The 17,662-nt window shown below is 37.5% G+C and carries 10 protein-coding genes; 8 read left to right on the forward strand and 2 right to left on the reverse strand.

Annotated features, from left to right (window positions below; genetic code table 11):
- Positions 1-641 precede the first annotated feature (641 nt).
- Complete coding sequence (locus tag ACFIJ9_RS00595) at positions 642-1,145, forward strand: invasion associated locus B family protein (RefSeq protein WP_026500150.1); 504 nt, start codon at positions 642-644, stop codon at positions 1,143-1,145.
- A 42-nt stretch (positions 1,146-1,187) separates the two neighbouring features.
- The gene (gene rlmN / locus ACFIJ9_RS00600; RefSeq protein WP_375635471.1) at positions 1,188-2,414 is read left to right on the forward strand and encodes a 23S rRNA (adenine(2503)-C(2))-methyltransferase RlmN; all 1,227 of its coding nucleotides are present in this window, start codon (positions 1,188-1,190) and stop codon (positions 2,412-2,414) included.
- Positions 2,415-2,911: 497 nt separating this feature from the next.
- On the opposite strand, the gene ACFIJ9_RS00605 is transcribed toward rlmN, so the two are convergent.
- A complete protein-coding gene (locus ACFIJ9_RS00605) occupies positions 2,912-3,559 on the reverse strand; it encodes a LysE family translocator (RefSeq protein ID WP_375635368.1) in 648 nt (215 codons plus the stop codon).
- A gap of 170 nt (positions 3,560-3,729) precedes the next feature.
- Between ACFIJ9_RS00605 and ACFIJ9_RS00610 the strand changes: the two genes are divergently transcribed.
- The 6 genes from ACFIJ9_RS00610 to trxA all read left to right on the forward strand — a co-directional run bounded on the left by ACFIJ9_RS00610 (position 3,730) and on the right by trxA (position 16,405).
- Positions 3,730-4,977, forward strand: a complete 1,248-nt coding sequence (locus tag ACFIJ9_RS00610; protein ID WP_375635369.1) for an argininosuccinate synthase — start codon at positions 3,730-3,732, stop codon at positions 4,975-4,977.
- Positions 4,978-5,341: 364 nt separating this feature from the next.
- Entirely contained in the window at positions 5,342-7,003 is a 1,662-nt protein-coding gene (locus ACFIJ9_RS00615) for a lysine--tRNA ligase (RefSeq protein ID WP_375635370.1), read from the forward strand.
- The gene (locus tag ACFIJ9_RS00620; RefSeq protein WP_208438469.1) at positions 7,003-8,577 is read left to right on the forward strand and encodes a peptide chain release factor 3; all 1,575 of its coding nucleotides are present in this window, start codon (positions 7,003-7,005) and stop codon (positions 8,575-8,577) included. Before ACFIJ9_RS00615 ends, ACFIJ9_RS00620 begins: the two co-directional genes overlap by 1 nt.
- 730 nt (positions 8,578-9,307) lie before the next feature.
- A complete protein-coding gene (addB, locus tag ACFIJ9_RS00625; RefSeq protein WP_375635371.1) occupies positions 9,308-12,427 on the forward strand; it encodes a double-strand break repair protein AddB in 3,120 nt (1,039 codons plus the stop codon).
- A 2-nt stretch (positions 12,428-12,429) separates the two neighbouring features.
- Positions 12,430-15,906, forward strand: a complete 3,477-nt coding sequence (gene addA, locus ACFIJ9_RS00630; RefSeq protein WP_375635372.1) for a double-strand break repair helicase AddA — start codon at positions 12,430-12,432, stop codon at positions 15,904-15,906.
- Between the two features lie 175 nt (positions 15,907-16,081).
- Positions 16,082-16,405, forward strand: a complete 324-nt coding sequence (gene trxA / locus ACFIJ9_RS00635) for a thioredoxin (RefSeq protein WP_375635373.1) — start codon at positions 16,082-16,084, stop codon at positions 16,403-16,405.
- A 738-nt stretch (positions 16,406-17,143) separates the two neighbouring features.
- Here the strand turns inward: trxA and tsaE are convergent.
- Positions 17,144-17,614, reverse strand: coding sequence for a tRNA (adenosine(37)-N6)-threonylcarbamoyltransferase complex ATPase subunit type 1 TsaE (gene tsaE / locus ACFIJ9_RS00640; RefSeq protein ID WP_375626156.1), 471 nt, complete (start codon positions 17,612-17,614; stop codon positions 17,144-17,146).
- Positions 17,615-17,662 lie beyond the last annotated feature (48 nt).

Consider the following 17,662-nt stretch of genomic DNA (forward strand, 5'->3'; position numbering starts at 1 on the left):
AAGATCAAAAGAAACAAAGTGGTATGTGATTATTGAGATAGAATCTGAATTCTTTATGTTTTATTATTAATATCTTGATAATATTTTATTATTTTTACAAGATATTTTGAAGATTGAGAAAAAGTGTTATCGGGACGATATTGAATACGAAGTATGAATGCACTATAATGGGTGAAAGATGGAGTATTTTGTGAACATAAATGTATTGAATGCATAAAGTCGAGAAGTGATATCCGTAAGGCGATTAAGCTTTTTTGCGGGGAGTATGGGGTGTATTTTCAAAATTTTGCATCAGATTGCTTGTGACATAAAGAGTATGGTTTATTTCTTAACAGAGTGATGGTATATTTTCATCTCGTTTTGAAGTTCTATAGCTTAAAGAAATCGTTTTTTATACAAAAACGAAATGAGTAGCATAAAATGAAGATGTTATTTTTTAATGTGGTTATTGAATAAGAAGTTTATGTTTTGGTAACGATTAAAAGGTCACAATGGAACGTGGAAATCTATTCTGGTTAGTGTGAAAATATTTCGCTTATTGAAGGAATTAAGACAATAACACATGGATATCGAGGAGTTTTTGTTGAATTTTTCCAATGAAGAGAATCTTGTTAGAGACTAAAGAAGTGAGCTAAATGAAGATGTTTGAAAAGACTGTTATTGCTGCATCTGTAATGGTTTTTGTTACAGCGGGCGTGGCATATGCACAAACGCCAAGCCGTTTAAATCAATTTGAAGCGTGGGGAGCCTATTCTTATAAATCGCCCAAAAATACGATTTGCTATGTGTTATCGGTACCTTTGAAGGCTCTTCCAACGACAGTTAATCATGGTGATAACTTTTTCTTGGTTACCAAGCGTTCTCATTCACCTATTTCGTTTGAACCGCAGTTTATGGCTGGTTATACCCTTCAAGAAGGGTCGAGAGTGACAGTGACCATTGGAGGTAAGGACTTTGATTTTTTCACGAAAGATTCCTCAGCTTGGTTGGCTTCATCAGAGCTAGAAAAGCAGCTTGTTTCTGCTATGCGTGCAGGAAGCAATATGACAGTGAAAGCGATATCAAAACGAGGAACGCATACCACTTATACTTATTCCTTAAAAGGGGTCACTGCTGCATTAAATGCAGCTCAAAAGTGCCATTAAGGTTTCGATAATTTCTAGAATAGTGATGTGAATTGGAAAGCAATGGCCATTTCCTATGACCTTAGACCAGTTGGTTCATGTTTTGCGCGAGAAACAGATAATGTGGTCGTGAAGGAGAGTTCTAAGCTCTCTTTAATTGGTTTGTCACAAGATGAGATGGTGCAAGCTTTAAAGACGGTTGGTGTACCAGAGCATCAAACGCGTATGCGTGTGCGTCAGCTTTGGCATTGGCTTTATGTGCGTGGTGTTTCAAATTTTGATGAGATGCTGAATATTTCTAAAGCAATGCAAGAAACACTTAAGTGTCATTTCTCCATTGCGCGCCCAGAAATTGTTGGAGAACAAATATCAAAAGATGGTACGCGTAAATGGCTCTTACGTTTTTCTGCACGTGGAGCTGGAAGGCCTGTTGAAATTGAAACGGTTTATATCCCTGAAGAAGGACGTGGTACTTTATGTCTTTCATCGCAAGTAGGGTGTACGTTAACTTGCTCTTTTTGCCATACGGGAACGCAGATGCTTGTTCGCAATCTGACTGCGGAAGAAATTTTGGCACAATTATTGGTTGCACGTGATTGTTTGGGTGATTTTCCTGATAAAAATACCCCTGATGGGGCAATAGTTCCCATTGAAGGTCGCAAAATTACCAATATTGTTATGATGGGGATGGGAGAACCTCTTTATAATTTTGAAGCTGTTAAAAAAGCTTTATTAATTGCTTCTGATGGCGATGGGCTTTCTTTATCAAAACGTCGGATTACGCTTTCAACCAGTGGGGTTGTTCCTGGAATTATCCGAACCGGAGAAGAAATTGGTGTTATGTTGGCGATTTCACTCCATGCAGTACACGATACATTAAGGGATATGCTTGTTCCCATTAATAAAAAATATCCGCTTGCTTTACTAATGGAGGCTTGCCGTAATTATCCTGGTCTTTCCAATGCAAAACGAATCACTTTTGAATATGTTATGCTGAAAGATATCAATGATAGTTTAGATGATGCTAAGCGATTGATTAAGTTATTGAAAGGGATTCCTGCTAAGATCAATTTAATCCCTTTTAATCCGTGGCCAGGGAGCAATTATCAGTGTTCTGATTGGGAGCAAATCGAGCGTTTTGCTGATGTCGTTAATCAAGCGGGCTATGCTTCTCCTATTCGGATACCGCGTGGACGCGATATTTTAGCGGCATGTGGACAACTTAAATCAGCTTCAGAGCGTTTACGGAAATCTGAACGTTTGCGACTTGAAAATGCCATTGGTCATTAGTTAATGCAACTTTCTGCGATATTAAAGCCTATGCTTTTTTTTCAGTAAATCAGCATATAATAGCATGTGTGAGACAGAGATTAAGATGGATAAGTGTTAGACGAACAGTTTCAGCTTTTATATGCTCAATGGGGAGAAATATTGTATATAGCAGTCTGTTTGCGTAATTTCTAAAATAAGGAGGAAACCTCATTTAGAGGCAATATGAAGTCTTAAGGGTCTTAACTAATTTCCATATTATTATCGTACATTTTAATTCTATTTTATGACTTTTAAAAGCATCTACGGTAATATCTTTTAAAAAGTGGAGATTGTGTATTGCCTCACTCTTTTGTTTATTACGTTCTTTAAAAAGATTTCGCTTCACACACGAAAACTCCCGATTCGCTTATAACGTACAAGGGAAAGATATTGTTTGATTCAAAATAAACAGGTTTGAAATGAGAGAATCCTACAATATTTTGGTTCTCATTTAAATTAAAAACGATAAATTACATTTATAAATCAATTTTTGTAACTATAAGGAGATGGAGGGCAAAGATAGTAAAAGTACCAGCAATAAGCCAGTCGAGAAAGCGAATATAAAGAGGTTTTTTCTTGAGAATTTTGGTAAGTTTATGCGCTGTAAAAACGATAGAAATTGTAATGGGAAAAGAAATAGGGATATAAGAGAGTCCTAAAAAGAGTAGCTTTTGTGTTGCCATAGGATCATCCGCATTGATAAATTGTGGTAAGAATGTCGCGTTAAAGAGTATAACTTTAGGATTTAAAAGATTGATTCCAATACCAGCAAGATAGTTACGTTTAGCGCTTTGAGATTTAGAAGATGTCTGTTCGAAGGAAAAAGTTGGATTTCTCCGTAACGCTTGAAAAGAAAACCATAAAAGATAAAAGGCGCCAGCAATTTTTAGAAGAATAAAAGTGTGTGGCGCAGCAAAAATAAGCGCTGATAAGCCAAGTGCTACAGCGGTAACCTGAATGGCAAACCCTGTTGCACTACCCAAGGCGCACATAATTCCAGCTTTTTTGCTTTGTGTAATGGTTCGTCCTACAGAAAGCATCATATCAGGTCCTGGAATAAGTGCTAAAATCAACGATGCTAAAGCAAATTGTACAACAATAGACCACTCCGGTAGAAATGACACGTAAATCTCCTTTTATTTTTAAGCAGTATTCATTATTTACACTCTAAAGCGTTTTTATTTACGTTTTTTGCGTCTTTTTAATGTTGCTTAAAGAGAATTTATTTTTATATTTGTTGCATTGTTTTGATTTCTAGGTAGAGATAAAAGAGCAGCTCATATAGAATTTTGAAATGAAGAAGTGGCAAAATATTAGAAAAGTTGTTTTGGCTTATTCAGGGGGATTGGATACGTCAATTATTCTCAAATGGTTGCAAAGTACGCTAGGCGTTGAAGTTGTAACTTTTACAGCGGATTTGGGGCAGGGGGAAGAGCTAGAATTTGCTCGTCGTAAAGCTGAAATGTTAGGTGTTAAAGAAATCTATATTGAAGATTTGCGCGAAGAATTTGTGCGTGATTTTGTTTTTCCGATGTTTCGAGCCAATACCGTTTATGAGGGAACTTATCTTTTAGGAACATCAATTGCACGCCCACTTATTTCAAAACGCCTTATTGAAATTGCTAAGGAAACAGGAGCAGATGCAATTGCTCATGGGGCAACGGGCAAAGGCAATGATCAGGTACGCTTTGAGCTTTCCGCTTATGCTCTTAACCCTGATATAAAGATTATTGCTCCATGGCGTGATTGGGATTTTAAGAGTCGGACAGATCTGTTTGAATTTGCTCGTATACATCAAATTCCTGTAGAAAAGGATAAGCAAGGCGAAGCACCTTTTTCAGTGGATGCAAATTTATTGCATTCTTCATCAGAAGGAAAGATTTTAGAAGATCCAGCACTTCCTGCTCCTGAATATGTCCATATGCGTACTCTTTCGGTGGAAGATGCTCCAGATCAAGCAACCAGAATCACTCTTGGCTTTAAAAAAGGTGATGCTGTTTCAATCAATGGAAAAAATTTATCTCCTGCAACTTTACTTGCAGAATTAAATCATTATGGGCGCGATAATGGTATTGGTCGGTTAGATTTGGTAGAAAATCGCTTTGTGGGTATGAAATCGCGGGGTATTTATGAAACACCAGGGGGGACCATTCTTTTAACGGCTCACAGAGCTATAGAATCTTTAACGCTAGATCGTGGTGCAGCTCATTTGAAAGATGAATTGATGCCACGTTATGCAGAACTCATTTATTATGGATTTTGGTTTTCGCCGGAACGTAAGATGCTGCAGGCAGCTATTGATTTATCTCAAGAACATGTTGAAGGTGAAGTCACGTTAAAACTCTATAAAGGAAACGTAATTGTTGAAGGGCGCCAAAGTAAAAAATCACTTTATTCGAGTGAGTTGGTAACTTTCGAGGATGATCAAGGTACTTATGATCAAAGAGATGCAACTGGTTTTATTAAATTAAATGCTTTACGTTTGCGTACATTAGCAATGCGTCATCAAGGTGACAAAAAAAGAAATAGAAAATTACAGTGACAAGTGTAAAGTAGGGGAAGTACTTTTGTATGGAATGCCTAACTTAAGCATTTTTATCTGTTGGTTTTTGCAGTCCTTTCATTCAATGTTAGAGGCTTCGCTTTTGTACTAAATCAGTATAATAAGCAAAATTCATGATAATAATAGCAATGAAGGCTCTGATAATCAAAACAAGTCAATTTTGCTTTATAATATTGAATGTTTTTGATTTTTATCAGAACAAAATATGTTTATAGCGAGGGCGATTTTTGTATTGTGACTTAAGAGTATAAAGAAATTTTCATCTTTTTGCTTGCTATTATTGACGAATAAATTCAAGAACCATACACCCTATTTTGAAAGAGTGTAATTTTTAGGACAAATAATGATGCGTGATCAGTGTGATACCCTTAACCTTGCGCCTGAATTAAAAGATGCGGCTTTTCAATCGAGAACTTGGCCATTTGAAGAAGCACGTAAGATTATCAAACGGTATGAAAAGACGGGTTATCCAGACAGTGTGATATTTGAAACAGGTTATGGACCTTCTGGTTTACCGCATATTGGTACTTTTGGGGAAGTTGCACGTACAACCATGGTGCGTCATGCATTTCATATTCTTACGGAGAATAAAGTAAAAACAAAATTGCTTTGTTTTTCTGATGATATGGATGGTTTGCGCAAGGTTCCTGAGAATGTGCCTGATCGCGAGAGGATGGAACATTATCTTGGTCAACCGTTGAGCCGTGTACCCGACCCTTTTGGAGATGACTATCCTTCTTTTGGGGCAGCAAATAATGCGCGGCTACGGGCTTTCCTTGATCGTTTTGGTTTTGATTATGAATTTGCAAGTGCTACGGATTATTACCATTCTGGTCGTTTTGATGAAACACTTTTGAAAATCCTTGCCTGTTATGACAAGGTTATGGCAATTATTTTACCAACATTGGGTGCAGAGCGGCAAGCGACCTATTCGCTCTTTTTACCAATTTCTCCTTTTTCTGGAAAAGTATTACAGGTACCGATGATTGAGCGTAATGTTGAAAAAGGTACAGTTACTTATATCGAACCAGAAACAGGAGAAACCATAGAAACAGAGGTTACGGGGGGCAAGGTTAAATGTCAGTGGAAGGTGGATTGGGCAATGCGTTGGACAGCACTTGGCATTGATTATGAAATGGCAGGAAAAGACCTTATCGATTCCACAAATCTTTCTTCTAAAATTTGTAAAGTATTAGGTGGGAAGTCCCCAGAAGGATTCAACTATGAGCTATTTTTAGATGAGAAAGGGCAGAAAATTTCCAAATCCAAGGGAAATGGCTTAACCATTGATGAATGGCTTACTTATGCCCCAACAGAGAGTTTAGGGCTTTATATGTTTTCAAAGCCTAAAACAGCAAAAAGGCTTTATTTTGATGTCATTCCTAAAGCGGTTGATGAATACTATGCGCATCTTTCAGCCTATGGTCGCCAAGAATGGAAAGAGCGGTTGAATAATCCTGTATGGCATATTCATAATGGTTGTCCTCCGCAGGTTGATTTGCCTGTTTCCTTTGCGATGCTTTTAAATTTGGTAAGTGCTTCAAATGCGGAGAATGCAGAAGTTCTTTGGGGTTTTATTTCTCGTTACGCTAAAGGAGCAAATGCACAAACTTATCCAGAACTTAATCAATTAGTGAAGTTTGCCATTAGATATTTTGATGTTTTTGTTAAACCAAACAAAAAATTCCGGCTCCCTGATGATAGCGAACGAGCAACATTAGCACAAATTGATGAAAAATTAGCTAATTTACCTGAAACTGTTGATGGCAATATGCTACAAAATATGCTTCTTGATGTTGCGCGGTTAACGGAACGCTATCAAGATCATAGCAAAAAAAGCCCTGAAGGTGGGCCTGGTGTTTCCAATGTTTTTTTTCAAATGTTGTATGAAGTCCTTCTGGGACAAGAGCGAGGTCCACGATGGGGATCATTTATAGCGCTTTATGGGATTAATGAAATGCGTGCACTGATTGCTGAAGCGCTTGCACGTCCTGTGGAGGAATAATGGAAAAGAGAGTGCAGGAAGTAAAGCGACGCCGTACATTTGCAATTATTGCTCACCCAGATGCTGGGAAAACAACATTGACAGAAAAGCTTTTATTGTTTGGTGGTGCTATTCAACTTGCAGGAGAAGTAAAAGCCAAAAAAGATCGTATTCAAACCCGTTCTGATTGGATGAATATTGAGCGTGATCGTGGTATTTCCGTTGTAACTTCGGTGATGACGTTTGAATATGAAAATCATATTTTTAATCTCCTAGATACTCCAGGACATGAGGACTTTGCGGACGATACCTATCGCACACTCACAGCTGTTGATAGTGCTGTCATGGTTTTGGATGCGGCACGGGGAATTGAGCCTAGAACATTAAAATTGTTTGAAGTGTGTCGGATGCGGGATATTCCTATTGTTACGTTTATCAATAAAATGGATCGTGAGGCACGTGATCCTATAGAGCTTTTAGATGAAATTGAAGAAAAGCTTGCTCTTGATACTGCGCCTATAACATGGCCAATTGGTACGGGTAAAGATTTTGTTGGTACCTATGACCTTTATCATAATCGTTTTCGTCAAAAAGATGATGAGATAACACAGCAGATAGTTTCAAATCCCAGAGAGGTTGTCCATTTACTTCCTGAATATCAACATTCAACTTTTATTGAAGGGGTAGAACTCGCTCAAAGTGTTTGCAAGAATTTTGATCTTCAAGCTTTCCGTGAAGGTCATATGACTCCGGTTTATTTTGGTTCAGCTTTGCGAAATTTTGGTGTTCGTGATTTGATCAATGCGCTTATTGATTTTGGTCAAAGTCCTCGTGACCAAAGTGCAGATCAGCGCAATGTCATAGCCATGGAACCTAAAATGACGGGATTTGTTTTTAAAATTCAAGCAAATATGGATCCTAATCATCGTGATCGTATTGCATTTTTTCGGGTATGTTCGGGAACACTTGAACGTGGTATGAAGACAAAGTTGGTTCGAACAGGAAAACCAATGACACTTTCGGCTCCACAATTTTTCTTTGCGCGTTCACGCCAAATTGCTGATCAAGCCTATGCCGGTGATATCGTAGGGATTCCTAATCATGGAACATTGCGTATTGGCGATACTTTGACTGAAGGAGAAGATATCCTCTTTAAGGGAGTACCAAATTTTGCACCAGAGATTTTGCGTCGTGTTTGTTTGGGCGATCCAATGAAAGCAAAAAAGCTCAAAGAAGCTTTGCAACAAATGGCTGAAGAAGGGGTTGTACAATTGTTTATTCCTGATGATGGGTCGCCTTCTCTCATTGGTGTTATTGGTGCTTTGCAAATTGATGTTTTAAAAGAACGATTAAAAATAGAATATTCTTTGCCAGTGAATTTTGAGTCTGCGCGTTTTAATTTATGTCGTTGGATTTCAGCGCAGAGCAAAGATGAGTTGCAAAAGTTTCTCAGCAATCACCGCTCTGCTATTGCGTATGATTTAGAAGGTGATCCAGTCTTTTTAGCGGAGAATCATTTTTCATTGAATTATGAGGCAGAAAGAGCTCCTAAAATAAAATTTTCTGCTTTTAAAGATTACCAAGTACGCTCTTAAAATAAAGAAAAATATTTTCTACAATAATTTGATTTATAATGATAATTTATCATTTTTTATATTGGGTTAAAAATCTGAATATTATAAGTTTCTTATATTGAAACAATCAAAATCGTTTGTTTGCATGTCATAAGTAGGATTGATGTGTGCGTAAAACACTGGAAGCAAGAAATACAAAGCCTCTTATAAATCTTCTCCATAGCCAAGAGCTTTCAAAATATTGGGTGAGGGTAAAAAAGTGATGATGGTGGTTTGTAGCGTTATGATGTAACGATGGTGGTGTGTGGTGTATCTTATCCCATTCACGGAAGTTTAAGTTATACTATTCATTTATATTATTTACGGGACGACATTACGAGGTAAGCTCAAGTACAATGAAAGATGTCTCTTTAAAAACAAACATATAAAATTGCAACATAATGATATTTTTGGGCATTCTATTTTGCATAAGGGATGTAATCCTAGCAAAATAGAGGCTTGCACGATAAACTTTTGCAAAACTCTCTCCATCAAAGTAATCTATTTTCGCTGTGAAGGGTGGAAATATTATTTTTTTTCCCAAGCTTTTTATGGGAAAATATTATTTATGAAACTGATTTTTTAAATCTAAAATAAAAAATCTGCTGTATAAATATAGCTTTTCAGTTTTTCCTTGTATAAATATTGTATACAGTCAAAATAATACAAATAATCAATAAGCTGAAATTTGTTATCCCAAATATGAGATCATATGACCTATAAACCGCGTGTCTTTTCTATTTCTCCGGGAACTGCTTTTTTGCCTCACTTTGTTGATGCACTACTCTCTGGTAGCCTTATTGATAATTTCGCTTCCAGTGGAGATATTCAAACTGCCCTTGCCGATAGCCTTATTTATGTTCCGACACGTCGTGCTGCTCGCGCTTTGCGTTTAGCCTTTGTTGAAAGAAGTGATACACAATCAACATTCTTGCCAACCATTCGTGCTCTAGGAGATGTAGATGAAGACAGTTTCCTTTTTGTTGAAAATCATACCAGCACTCTCGATCCGCCTATTGGAGAAAGCGAACGTCTTTTACTTTTAGCACGCCTTATTCGTCCATGGCGTGAAAATTTACCTGCGCATCTGCGTGCCATGTTTGGCACAGAAGATGTGCTTATTCCGGCTCATAGTGCTGATGCGATTTGGCTTGCGCAAGATTTAGCACACTTGATGGACGAAATTGAAACAGAAGGAGCAGACTGGTCAAAACTTAAAAATATTGCACCTGATATGGTCGCTGAATGGTGGCAAATAACGCTCGATTTCTTGACTATTGTTACGCAAAATTGGCCAAAAATCTTGACAGAAAGACAACGAAGTAATCCCGCTGAATGGCGTAATCAAGCACTCACAATGCACGCAGAGACTTTACGACGTATGCCGCCTGATAAACCGGTCATTGCAGCTGGTGTGTCAGGTTCTATGCCCGCAGTTTCTCATCTTTTAAAGGTTATAGCTTCTCTGCCAAAAGGGGCTGTTGTTCTTCCTGGCCTTGATCTTCATATGGATGAAGAACAATGGAATGCACTATGCACAAGCCATAAAGAAAAAACAGCTTGTGATTTTTTTGATCCTGCAGAAAATGTTTTTAGCCATCCTCAATATCATTTAAAAAAACTTCTAACTCTCATGGAGTGTCAACGTCATCATGTTTGCGAAATTGGCCAACAAAGTATAACAAAGAAAAGACGAATGGCTCTTTTATCAGAAGCACTCCGACCAGCTTCTACAACAGATAAATGGATACAAATTGTCCGTGATGATTATGAAAATCTTTGTGCAGATTGGTCATTTATTGAAGCTATAAATGAACGTGAAGAAGCTCTCGCTATAGCTGTTACCTTACGTAAAGCTATTGAAGAACCCCAAAAAACTGCGGCCCTTATTACAAATGACCGTAATTTAGCACGCCGTGTTGCTGTGGAATTACAGAGATTTGGAATTGAAGCAAATGATTCAAGCGGAATACCACTTGCACAAACATTGCCTGTAACTCTCTTACGGCTTATTTTAGAAAATGTGTTGCAACCCGATGATCCCATTGCTTTTCTTTCTCTTCTTAAACATCCTCTGACAACACTCCAACAAAACCGTCATCGTTTACGCGAAATGGCAGAAAATTTTGAACTTTTTATTCTTCGAGGGAATACAGGGCGCATCAATCTTTGCGAATGTGATCAATTTCTTGAAAAATGGATTGAAACGCACTTTCATAATAGTTCTGAAATCAACGCTCTTGATCAGCAGAAATGTGAAGAAGCACGTTTCCTTTGTCATCTTTTGAGGAAAGCTGTTGAACCTTTAACATCTCTTATGAAAAAAGAGAAAGAATGCACCATCACCGAAGCTGCGATAGCAACTGTTGAGGTTTTTGAAAATTTTGGTCGCAATGAAGATAATTCTCTTGCACATCTTTATCAACACGAAGCAGGACAAGCCCTATCAAAATTTTTACGTGAATTGGTCAGTGATCAATCAGGATTAACATTTCATCTTTGCGAATGGCCCGCTATGTTTTCTGCCATAATAGCAACCCGTTCCGTCACACCTTCGCCTGGAGGACATCCACGTTTATTCATCTGGGGTACTTTGGAATCACGTTTGCAAACAGTTGATACAGTGGTCATCGGCGGTCTTAATGAAGGGTCATGGCCGATATCAACCCGAAATGATGCTTTTTTATCGCGACCGATGAAAATGATGTTAACTCTGGAGCCACCAGAGCAGCGTATTGGTCTTTCCGCGCATGATTTTCAATGGGCGATGGGAATGGATAAAGTGGTGATGAGTCGCGCATTGCGCGTTAATCATACACCCTCCATTCCTTCACGCTGGCTACAACGCATGGAAACAGTTGTAGGGAAACAGGTTTGGAAAAAAATCCGTGAACGAGGTGAAATACTACGCCATTGGGCAAAGATGCTTGATCATACAAGCATAACTTCTGAGGTGGAACGTCCTTGCCCTGCTCCACCTCTTGATATACGTCCGCGTCATTTTTCAGTCACTGAAATAGAAACATTGCGGTATGATCCTTATGCTATTTATGCTAAAAAAATCTTACGGCTCAAACCACTTAAAGAACTTATTCATGATCCTAGCGCTTCAGAACGTGGAACACTTTATCACGCTATTCTTGCAGCTTTTTGCACACAAATAAAAAATCCAAATGCTGCAAATGCACTCAATGTGCTGCTTTCTATTGGACGTAAAGAGTTTGATAAATTCAATTTTCCACCCGACATTGAAGTAATTTGGTGGAATAGTTTTGAAAATCTTGCTCCACGCCTTATTCAATGGGAACAAAGTTTAGGACTGCGAGAGCGATATTCGGAAGTGGTATCACAAAAAATCCCTATAGGAACAACAGGGGTAACCCTTTCAGGACGTGCTGATCGTCTTGATGTTTTGCCAGATAAAACAGTTGAAATTCTAGATTTCAAAACTGGTACCCCTCCTTCATCAAAACAAGTTCGTGAATTATTATTTCCGCAATTGGCTTTAGAAACAGCTTTACTCATACAAGGGGGATTCCCAGATTTTCAAGATTTTACTCCCTCAAATTTATTTTACATACCCCTTAACAAAAAAGGTGAAATTAAATCCCAATCAATTCTTTTAAAGAAAAAAGACGGAAAAACTCACCTAAGTGCTGTTAATCTTGGTGAAAATGCATGGGAAAATCTTATCGCACTCATAACTTATTATCAAAATCCACAACAAGGCTATCTCTCATATGCTGTCCCCATGTCAAAACGATATGAAGGCGACTACGACCATTTGGCTCGGTTGTGGGAATGGTCAAGTGGTTTTCATAAAGAAGAGTAATCATGACGATTTTTTCTATTCCTGAAGCCGCTCTTGATGCACAAGCAACGGCAACACATCCCCAAAAAAACGTGTGGGTTTCTGCAAATGCTGGATCTGGAAAAACCCATGTTTTAAGTGAACGTGTTATCCGTTTGCTTTTAAACGGTACGCCTCCAGCACGTATTTTATGCCTTACTTATACAAGAGCTGCTGCTGCTGTTATGCAATCACGAATTTTTCGCACGCTTTCCAGTTGGAATGAACTCGATGACGCACAGCTGCAAGAAACCTTAACACGGTTTGAAAAAAAAACTGTTAATGCGCAAAAACTAACTTATGCACGACAACTCTTCGCGCGTGCTCTCGAAACGCCTGGAGGCTTAAAAATCCAAACGATTCATGCTTTTTGTGAATCTCTCTTGCATCAATTCATGTTAGAAGCCAATATTGCAGGGCATTTTGAACTTCCCGATGATATCAGTCGAAAAAAATTACTACAAGAATCTCGTCGCCAACTTTTAGCTCGTCGTGATGTACAGCCTGCTTTACAACAGTTATTTAAAGTTATTAGCGAACATACTTTTAATCAATTGCTCTATGAAGCAACGGAAAAGCAACATAAATTATCTGATTTTTTATCTTCTCTTCTATCTGAAAATGGAGAAGAAAAATTGCGTGCACTTTTTAACTTAGCGCCAGATGAAACAAACCAATGTCTATTGGAACAAATTAAACAGACAGCGCGCCTTCCTCTTTATGCTCTTAACCATTGTGAAACCAATGGTAGTCAAAGCTGCAAGGATATGGTGGAAAAACTTTCCCAATTAGAAAAGGTGCATGATGAGACAAATATTCTCAATATTATTTCTGATATTTATTTTACAATAAAAGGTGAGCCACGTAAGTTTTCACATTTATCTCGTAAAAAGTCAGACCAAATTTGGCCTTTTATTCAACAAATGCTTGAAGATAAACAAAACAAGCTTTCTATTCTTTTAGAGAAATATCAATGTGCAAAAGTTGCTACTCTCAATATGGCTGCTTTTCAGTTATGTGCTGTTTATCTCAAAATCTACACGAATCTAAAAAAGGCCAATGGCTTCTTAGACTTTGACGATCTTATTGAGCGTACACTTCATTTATTACAGCGTAAAGGTGCAAGCCAATGGGTGCATTATAAACTTGATCGTGGTCTTGATCACATTCTACTTGATGAAGCACAAGATACTAATCCTGAGCAATGGCAAATTATTCAACTGTTGGCACAAGAGTTTTTCTCAGGTTATAGCCAACGAACAAATATACGGACTCTTTTTGCTGTTGGAGATGAAAAGCAATCTATTTATTCTTTTCAAGGCGCAGCTCCAGAAAATTTTGCTGAAAATGGACGAATCATTCAAAAAAAAGTGCAGCAAACAAATCAGCAATTTGAAAAAATACAACTGCATTACTCTTTTCGCTCTACAGCGGATGTTCTTAAAAGCGTTGATATTGTTTTTGAAACACCAGAAAACTACAAAGGACTTTCGGCAGAAAATACAAAAACGGTGCATGAAGCTATTCGTGTTCATAGTCCCGGTGAAGTTGTTATATGGGATGCTATTTCCCAAGAGACGAGTGAATTTCCTCATGATTGGCATTTAAGCGTTGATCATTTAGATACCCCTGAAGTTCGTTTAGCAGAAAAAATTGCTGAAACTATTGCCAACTGGTTACAAAAAGGTGAAATGCTTCCAGCAAAAGGACGCTTAATACGTGCAAGTGATATTATGATCTTGGTTCGTAAACGTGATCAATTTGTCTCAGCTCTTTCTCGTGCTTTTAAACACCGCAATATTCCCGTAGCAGGGGCTGATCGTTTACAGCTTACCAAACATATTAGTATTCGTGATTTAATGGCGCTTGCGCGTTTTATTTTGCAGCCACAAGATGATCTTTCTCTTGCTTGTGTTTTAAAAAGCCCCCTTTTTGCTCTTAGTGAAGAGGAACTCTATCAGCTTGCTGCACACCGCACCGGCTCTCTTTGGCAAAGCTTATTTACGCACGCATCATCGCAGGCATCTTTTAAAGATGCTTTTGAAAAGCTAAACCATTATCGCGCTTTAGTGGATAAAATACCGGTTTTCGAGTTTTATAGCCATATTTTGAATAATGATAAGGGAAGACAAAAAATTCTGTCTCGTTTAGGATCTGAAGCAAATGATGTGCTCGATGCTTTTATGGATTATACGCTCACTATTCAAAAAACAGGATTACCAGGATTACAAGCTTTTTTAGAAACATTAAGTGCAAGCGAACCAGAAATTAAACGTGAATTTGAACAAAATAATGAAGAAATCCGCATCATGACTGTTCATGCTGCAAAGGGACTAGAGGCTGCTATTGTGTTTTTGGTCGATCCTGGTAGTGCGATTTGGCATCCTCAGCATGCGCCTCACTTGCTTAAAGTTTCTTTAAACAATGCACAATGGAATGGAAAACAAGCCTTTATTTGGCGCCCCAATGAAAATTTTGATACAAAACCCTCTAAACAAGCAATTTCACATTTAAAAGAGCGTGCAGAAGAAGAATATAGGCGCCTTCTTTATGTAGGAATGACACGTGCTGAAGATCGCTTGTTTATTTGTGGATATAAAGGCCAGAAAACGCAATCTCATACATGGTTACAACTGGTAAAAAAAGCCCTCGAACCGCATGCTCTTGCTATAAAAGATTCTGCGGAAGATATTGCAGCTTGGCGTTATTGTATTACATCTCCTTCCTCTGCTTCTATAAACCCAAAAGTCCCTTGCGCTGAATGCCAAACCTTACCACCTTTGCCTGCTTTTTTCTCCCATAAAGTACCAGAAGAACCAGTGCTACCAAAACCGTTAAAACCCTCAGTCGCGAGCCTTTCCATTGAAGCTGATACAGAGCTGTCCTCAAGTCCAAAACAGCTTACCACCTCCCCTGTTTTAGGAGCAACAAATACTAACAGAGCTTTTTCCATTGAATATGGTAATATCGTTCACCGATTGTTACAATATTTACCCGATTATCCCCTACAAAAACGTCGAGACTATGCTCGAAACTATCTCAATATCAAAGCCTCTCATTGGTATGAGAGCCAAAGAAAAGATGCTCTTCGCCATGTTTGGAAAATATTAGATCACGTTTACCTCAAGCCCCTTTTTTCTGAGCATTCACGTGCTGAGGTCTCCTTAATGGGTATAGTGAAAATTCGTGGAAAAGAACAAGCAATTTCTGGTCAAATTGACCGTCTCTACATCACGCAAAACAGCATTATCTTTGCTGATTTTAAAACAGGAACCCCGCCAGAAAATGAAGCTGCTATTGCTTCCCATCACTGGTTGCAAATGGCTCTTTACCGAAAATTGTTGCAAGCTATTCATCCCGATAAAGATATCCAAGCTCTGCTTATCTACAGTAAAGAAGCCAAAATTTTTAAACTTTCTCCAGAAAAACTCGAGGCATTTCTTGGTGAAGTTGCCTTATAAGTTACTCCTTTCCTTCAAAGTATCCTTACACTTTTTTACTTTCATAAAATCGCCCAAACAAACACAATACACAATCTCTGGTGTAAAAAAGTCCTTTAATAATTTATCTTTGCAATAACTTGATATGAATTGTTATCATACCAATCTATAAAAAGTGAATATAAAGGATAAATCAATGACGTGTATAAAAGTTGATAAGGACAATTTCGAAAGTGAAGTTCTAACCTCTTCCACCCCTGTTGTGGTTGATTTTTGGGCAGAATGGTGTGGCCCTTGCAAAATGATTGCTCCAATTTTGGATGAAATTTCAATAGAAATGCAAAATCAAGTTAAAATTGCTAAGGTAAATATTGATGAAAATCCAGAACTGGCTACCCAATACGGAGTACGTTCTATCCCTACATTATTAATGTTTAAAAATGGAAATATTTCATCGAATATGGTTGGCGCTACCTCTAAAGGACGTCTTTCTGAATGGATAAAAGATGGGCTTAGTTAATTCCACATATAATCACTATAAAGGAGAGAAGCTTTGTCTCTCCTTTTGATTTTTAAACATTCTTTTTTGCATTATACTATAATAAAAAGATAATAAAATCAAAATGTTAAATGAATTTAAGAATTCATACTTTTATGCATGATTCAATTGACTATTTTTTATAAAAAATTGCCCTGTATGAAGAATATAGGCAATTCTTTCCTTATATGCGCGTCAAAAATATTGGGTGAATGATAATTTCATAGAGGTATTTTCTTCTTGAATAAGACTATTGAGATAGATAGTGCTTTCAACACATAAAAAGGCAATATCAATCTAGAAATAAGGAGATTTTAAGAAAAAACTTTGCAAATTACTTTTCTGAAGTTCACAATTTTTAAGCAGAAAGAAGTAAGCAATTCACTACAGATTATATAATGCTCTTCTAAAGGGTTACCACTTCAATTTAAAATTCTCTTGTACTATTCTCTAGAATCAAAAGATTTTTTTGGAGCCTTTACCAAAAATATGAAAGGCAAAAAACATTCTCTAAAATAAATTGATAAATTCCTATAAATTAACGGATGTCCTTTGCAATTTATGTCATTGTTATATAAAAGAGTCAGTATTTCGTCTCATCTTCATGGTTGATCCGCCATGAGGGACTTCTTTATGTTGTTCATCATTTCAAATTTCGGTACGTATTAGAGGTATTATCAATTAAAAAATGATGAGGTCCATGCTCATGTCGATGTTTTTTTAAAATGTACGAATTGCAAAAGACTGTTGCAAACGTTCAATGGAATGTTGTGCTGATCTGAGTGTTACATGACGCCCATGTTCTTTATAGTGTAAGGTGAGTGCAAAAGTGGCAAGCTCTAAAAGAGCTGTATTTCTTTCTGGCCATTCAACAAGCAAAATATTTTTCTCACGAGCTTCATGAAGCCCTAATTCATCAATTTCTTCTGCCATAGAAAGGCGGTAAAGATCAGCATGAATAATTTCAAACTGTGGAAGTTGATAGCTTTGCACAAGAGTAAAAGTAGGGCTTGGAACATCCATAGTGTTATCATTCGCAAGTGTTTGGATGATTGTACGTGCAATAGTTGATTTTCCAGTTCCAAGATCTCCTTGCAACGTTACAAGATCCCCCGGCTTTAAAGAAAGGGTTAAATGTTGTGCAAAAAGCTTTGTTGCCTCTTCATTTTCAAGAAAAAAACTAAAATTCATTAAGAGTTCCATGAAATGGATGAAAAATTTTTGTTATAATAAAGATTG

Source organism: Bartonella sp. MR90HLJMH (assembly GCF_042194115.1).
GTDB classification, from domain to species: Bacteria; Pseudomonadota; Alphaproteobacteria; order Rhizobiales; family Rhizobiaceae; genus Bartonella; species Bartonella grahamii.

Coding starts and splice junctions, on each gene's coding strand:
- ACFIJ9_RS00610 (WP_375635369.1), top strand. CDS start 3,730: ATGAAGAAGTGGCAAAATATTAGAAAAGTTGTTTTGGCTTATTCAGGG.
- addA (WP_375635372.1), top strand. CDS start 12,430: ATGACGATTTTTTCTATTCCTGAAGCCGCTCTTGATGCACAAGCAACG.
- ACFIJ9_RS00620 (WP_208438469.1), top strand. CDS start 7,003: ATGGAAAAGAGAGTGCAGGAAGTAAAGCGACGCCGTACATTTGCAATT.
- tsaE (WP_375626156.1), bottom strand. CDS start 17,614: ATGAATTTTAGTTTTTTTCTTGAAAATGAAGAGGCAACAAAGCTTTTT.
- ACFIJ9_RS00595 (WP_026500150.1), top strand. CDS start 642: ATGTTTGAAAAGACTGTTATTGCTGCATCTGTAATGGTTTTTGTTACA.
- addB (WP_375635371.1), top strand. CDS start 9,308: ATGACCTATAAACCGCGTGTCTTTTCTATTTCTCCGGGAACTGCTTTT.
- trxA (WP_375635373.1), top strand. CDS start 16,082: ATGACGTGTATAAAAGTTGATAAGGACAATTTCGAAAGTGAAGTTCTA.
- rlmN (WP_375635471.1), top strand. CDS start 1,188: ATGGCCATTTCCTATGACCTTAGACCAGTTGGTTCATGTTTTGCGCGA.
- ACFIJ9_RS00615 (WP_375635370.1), top strand. CDS start 5,342: ATGATGCGTGATCAGTGTGATACCCTTAACCTTGCGCCTGAATTAAAA.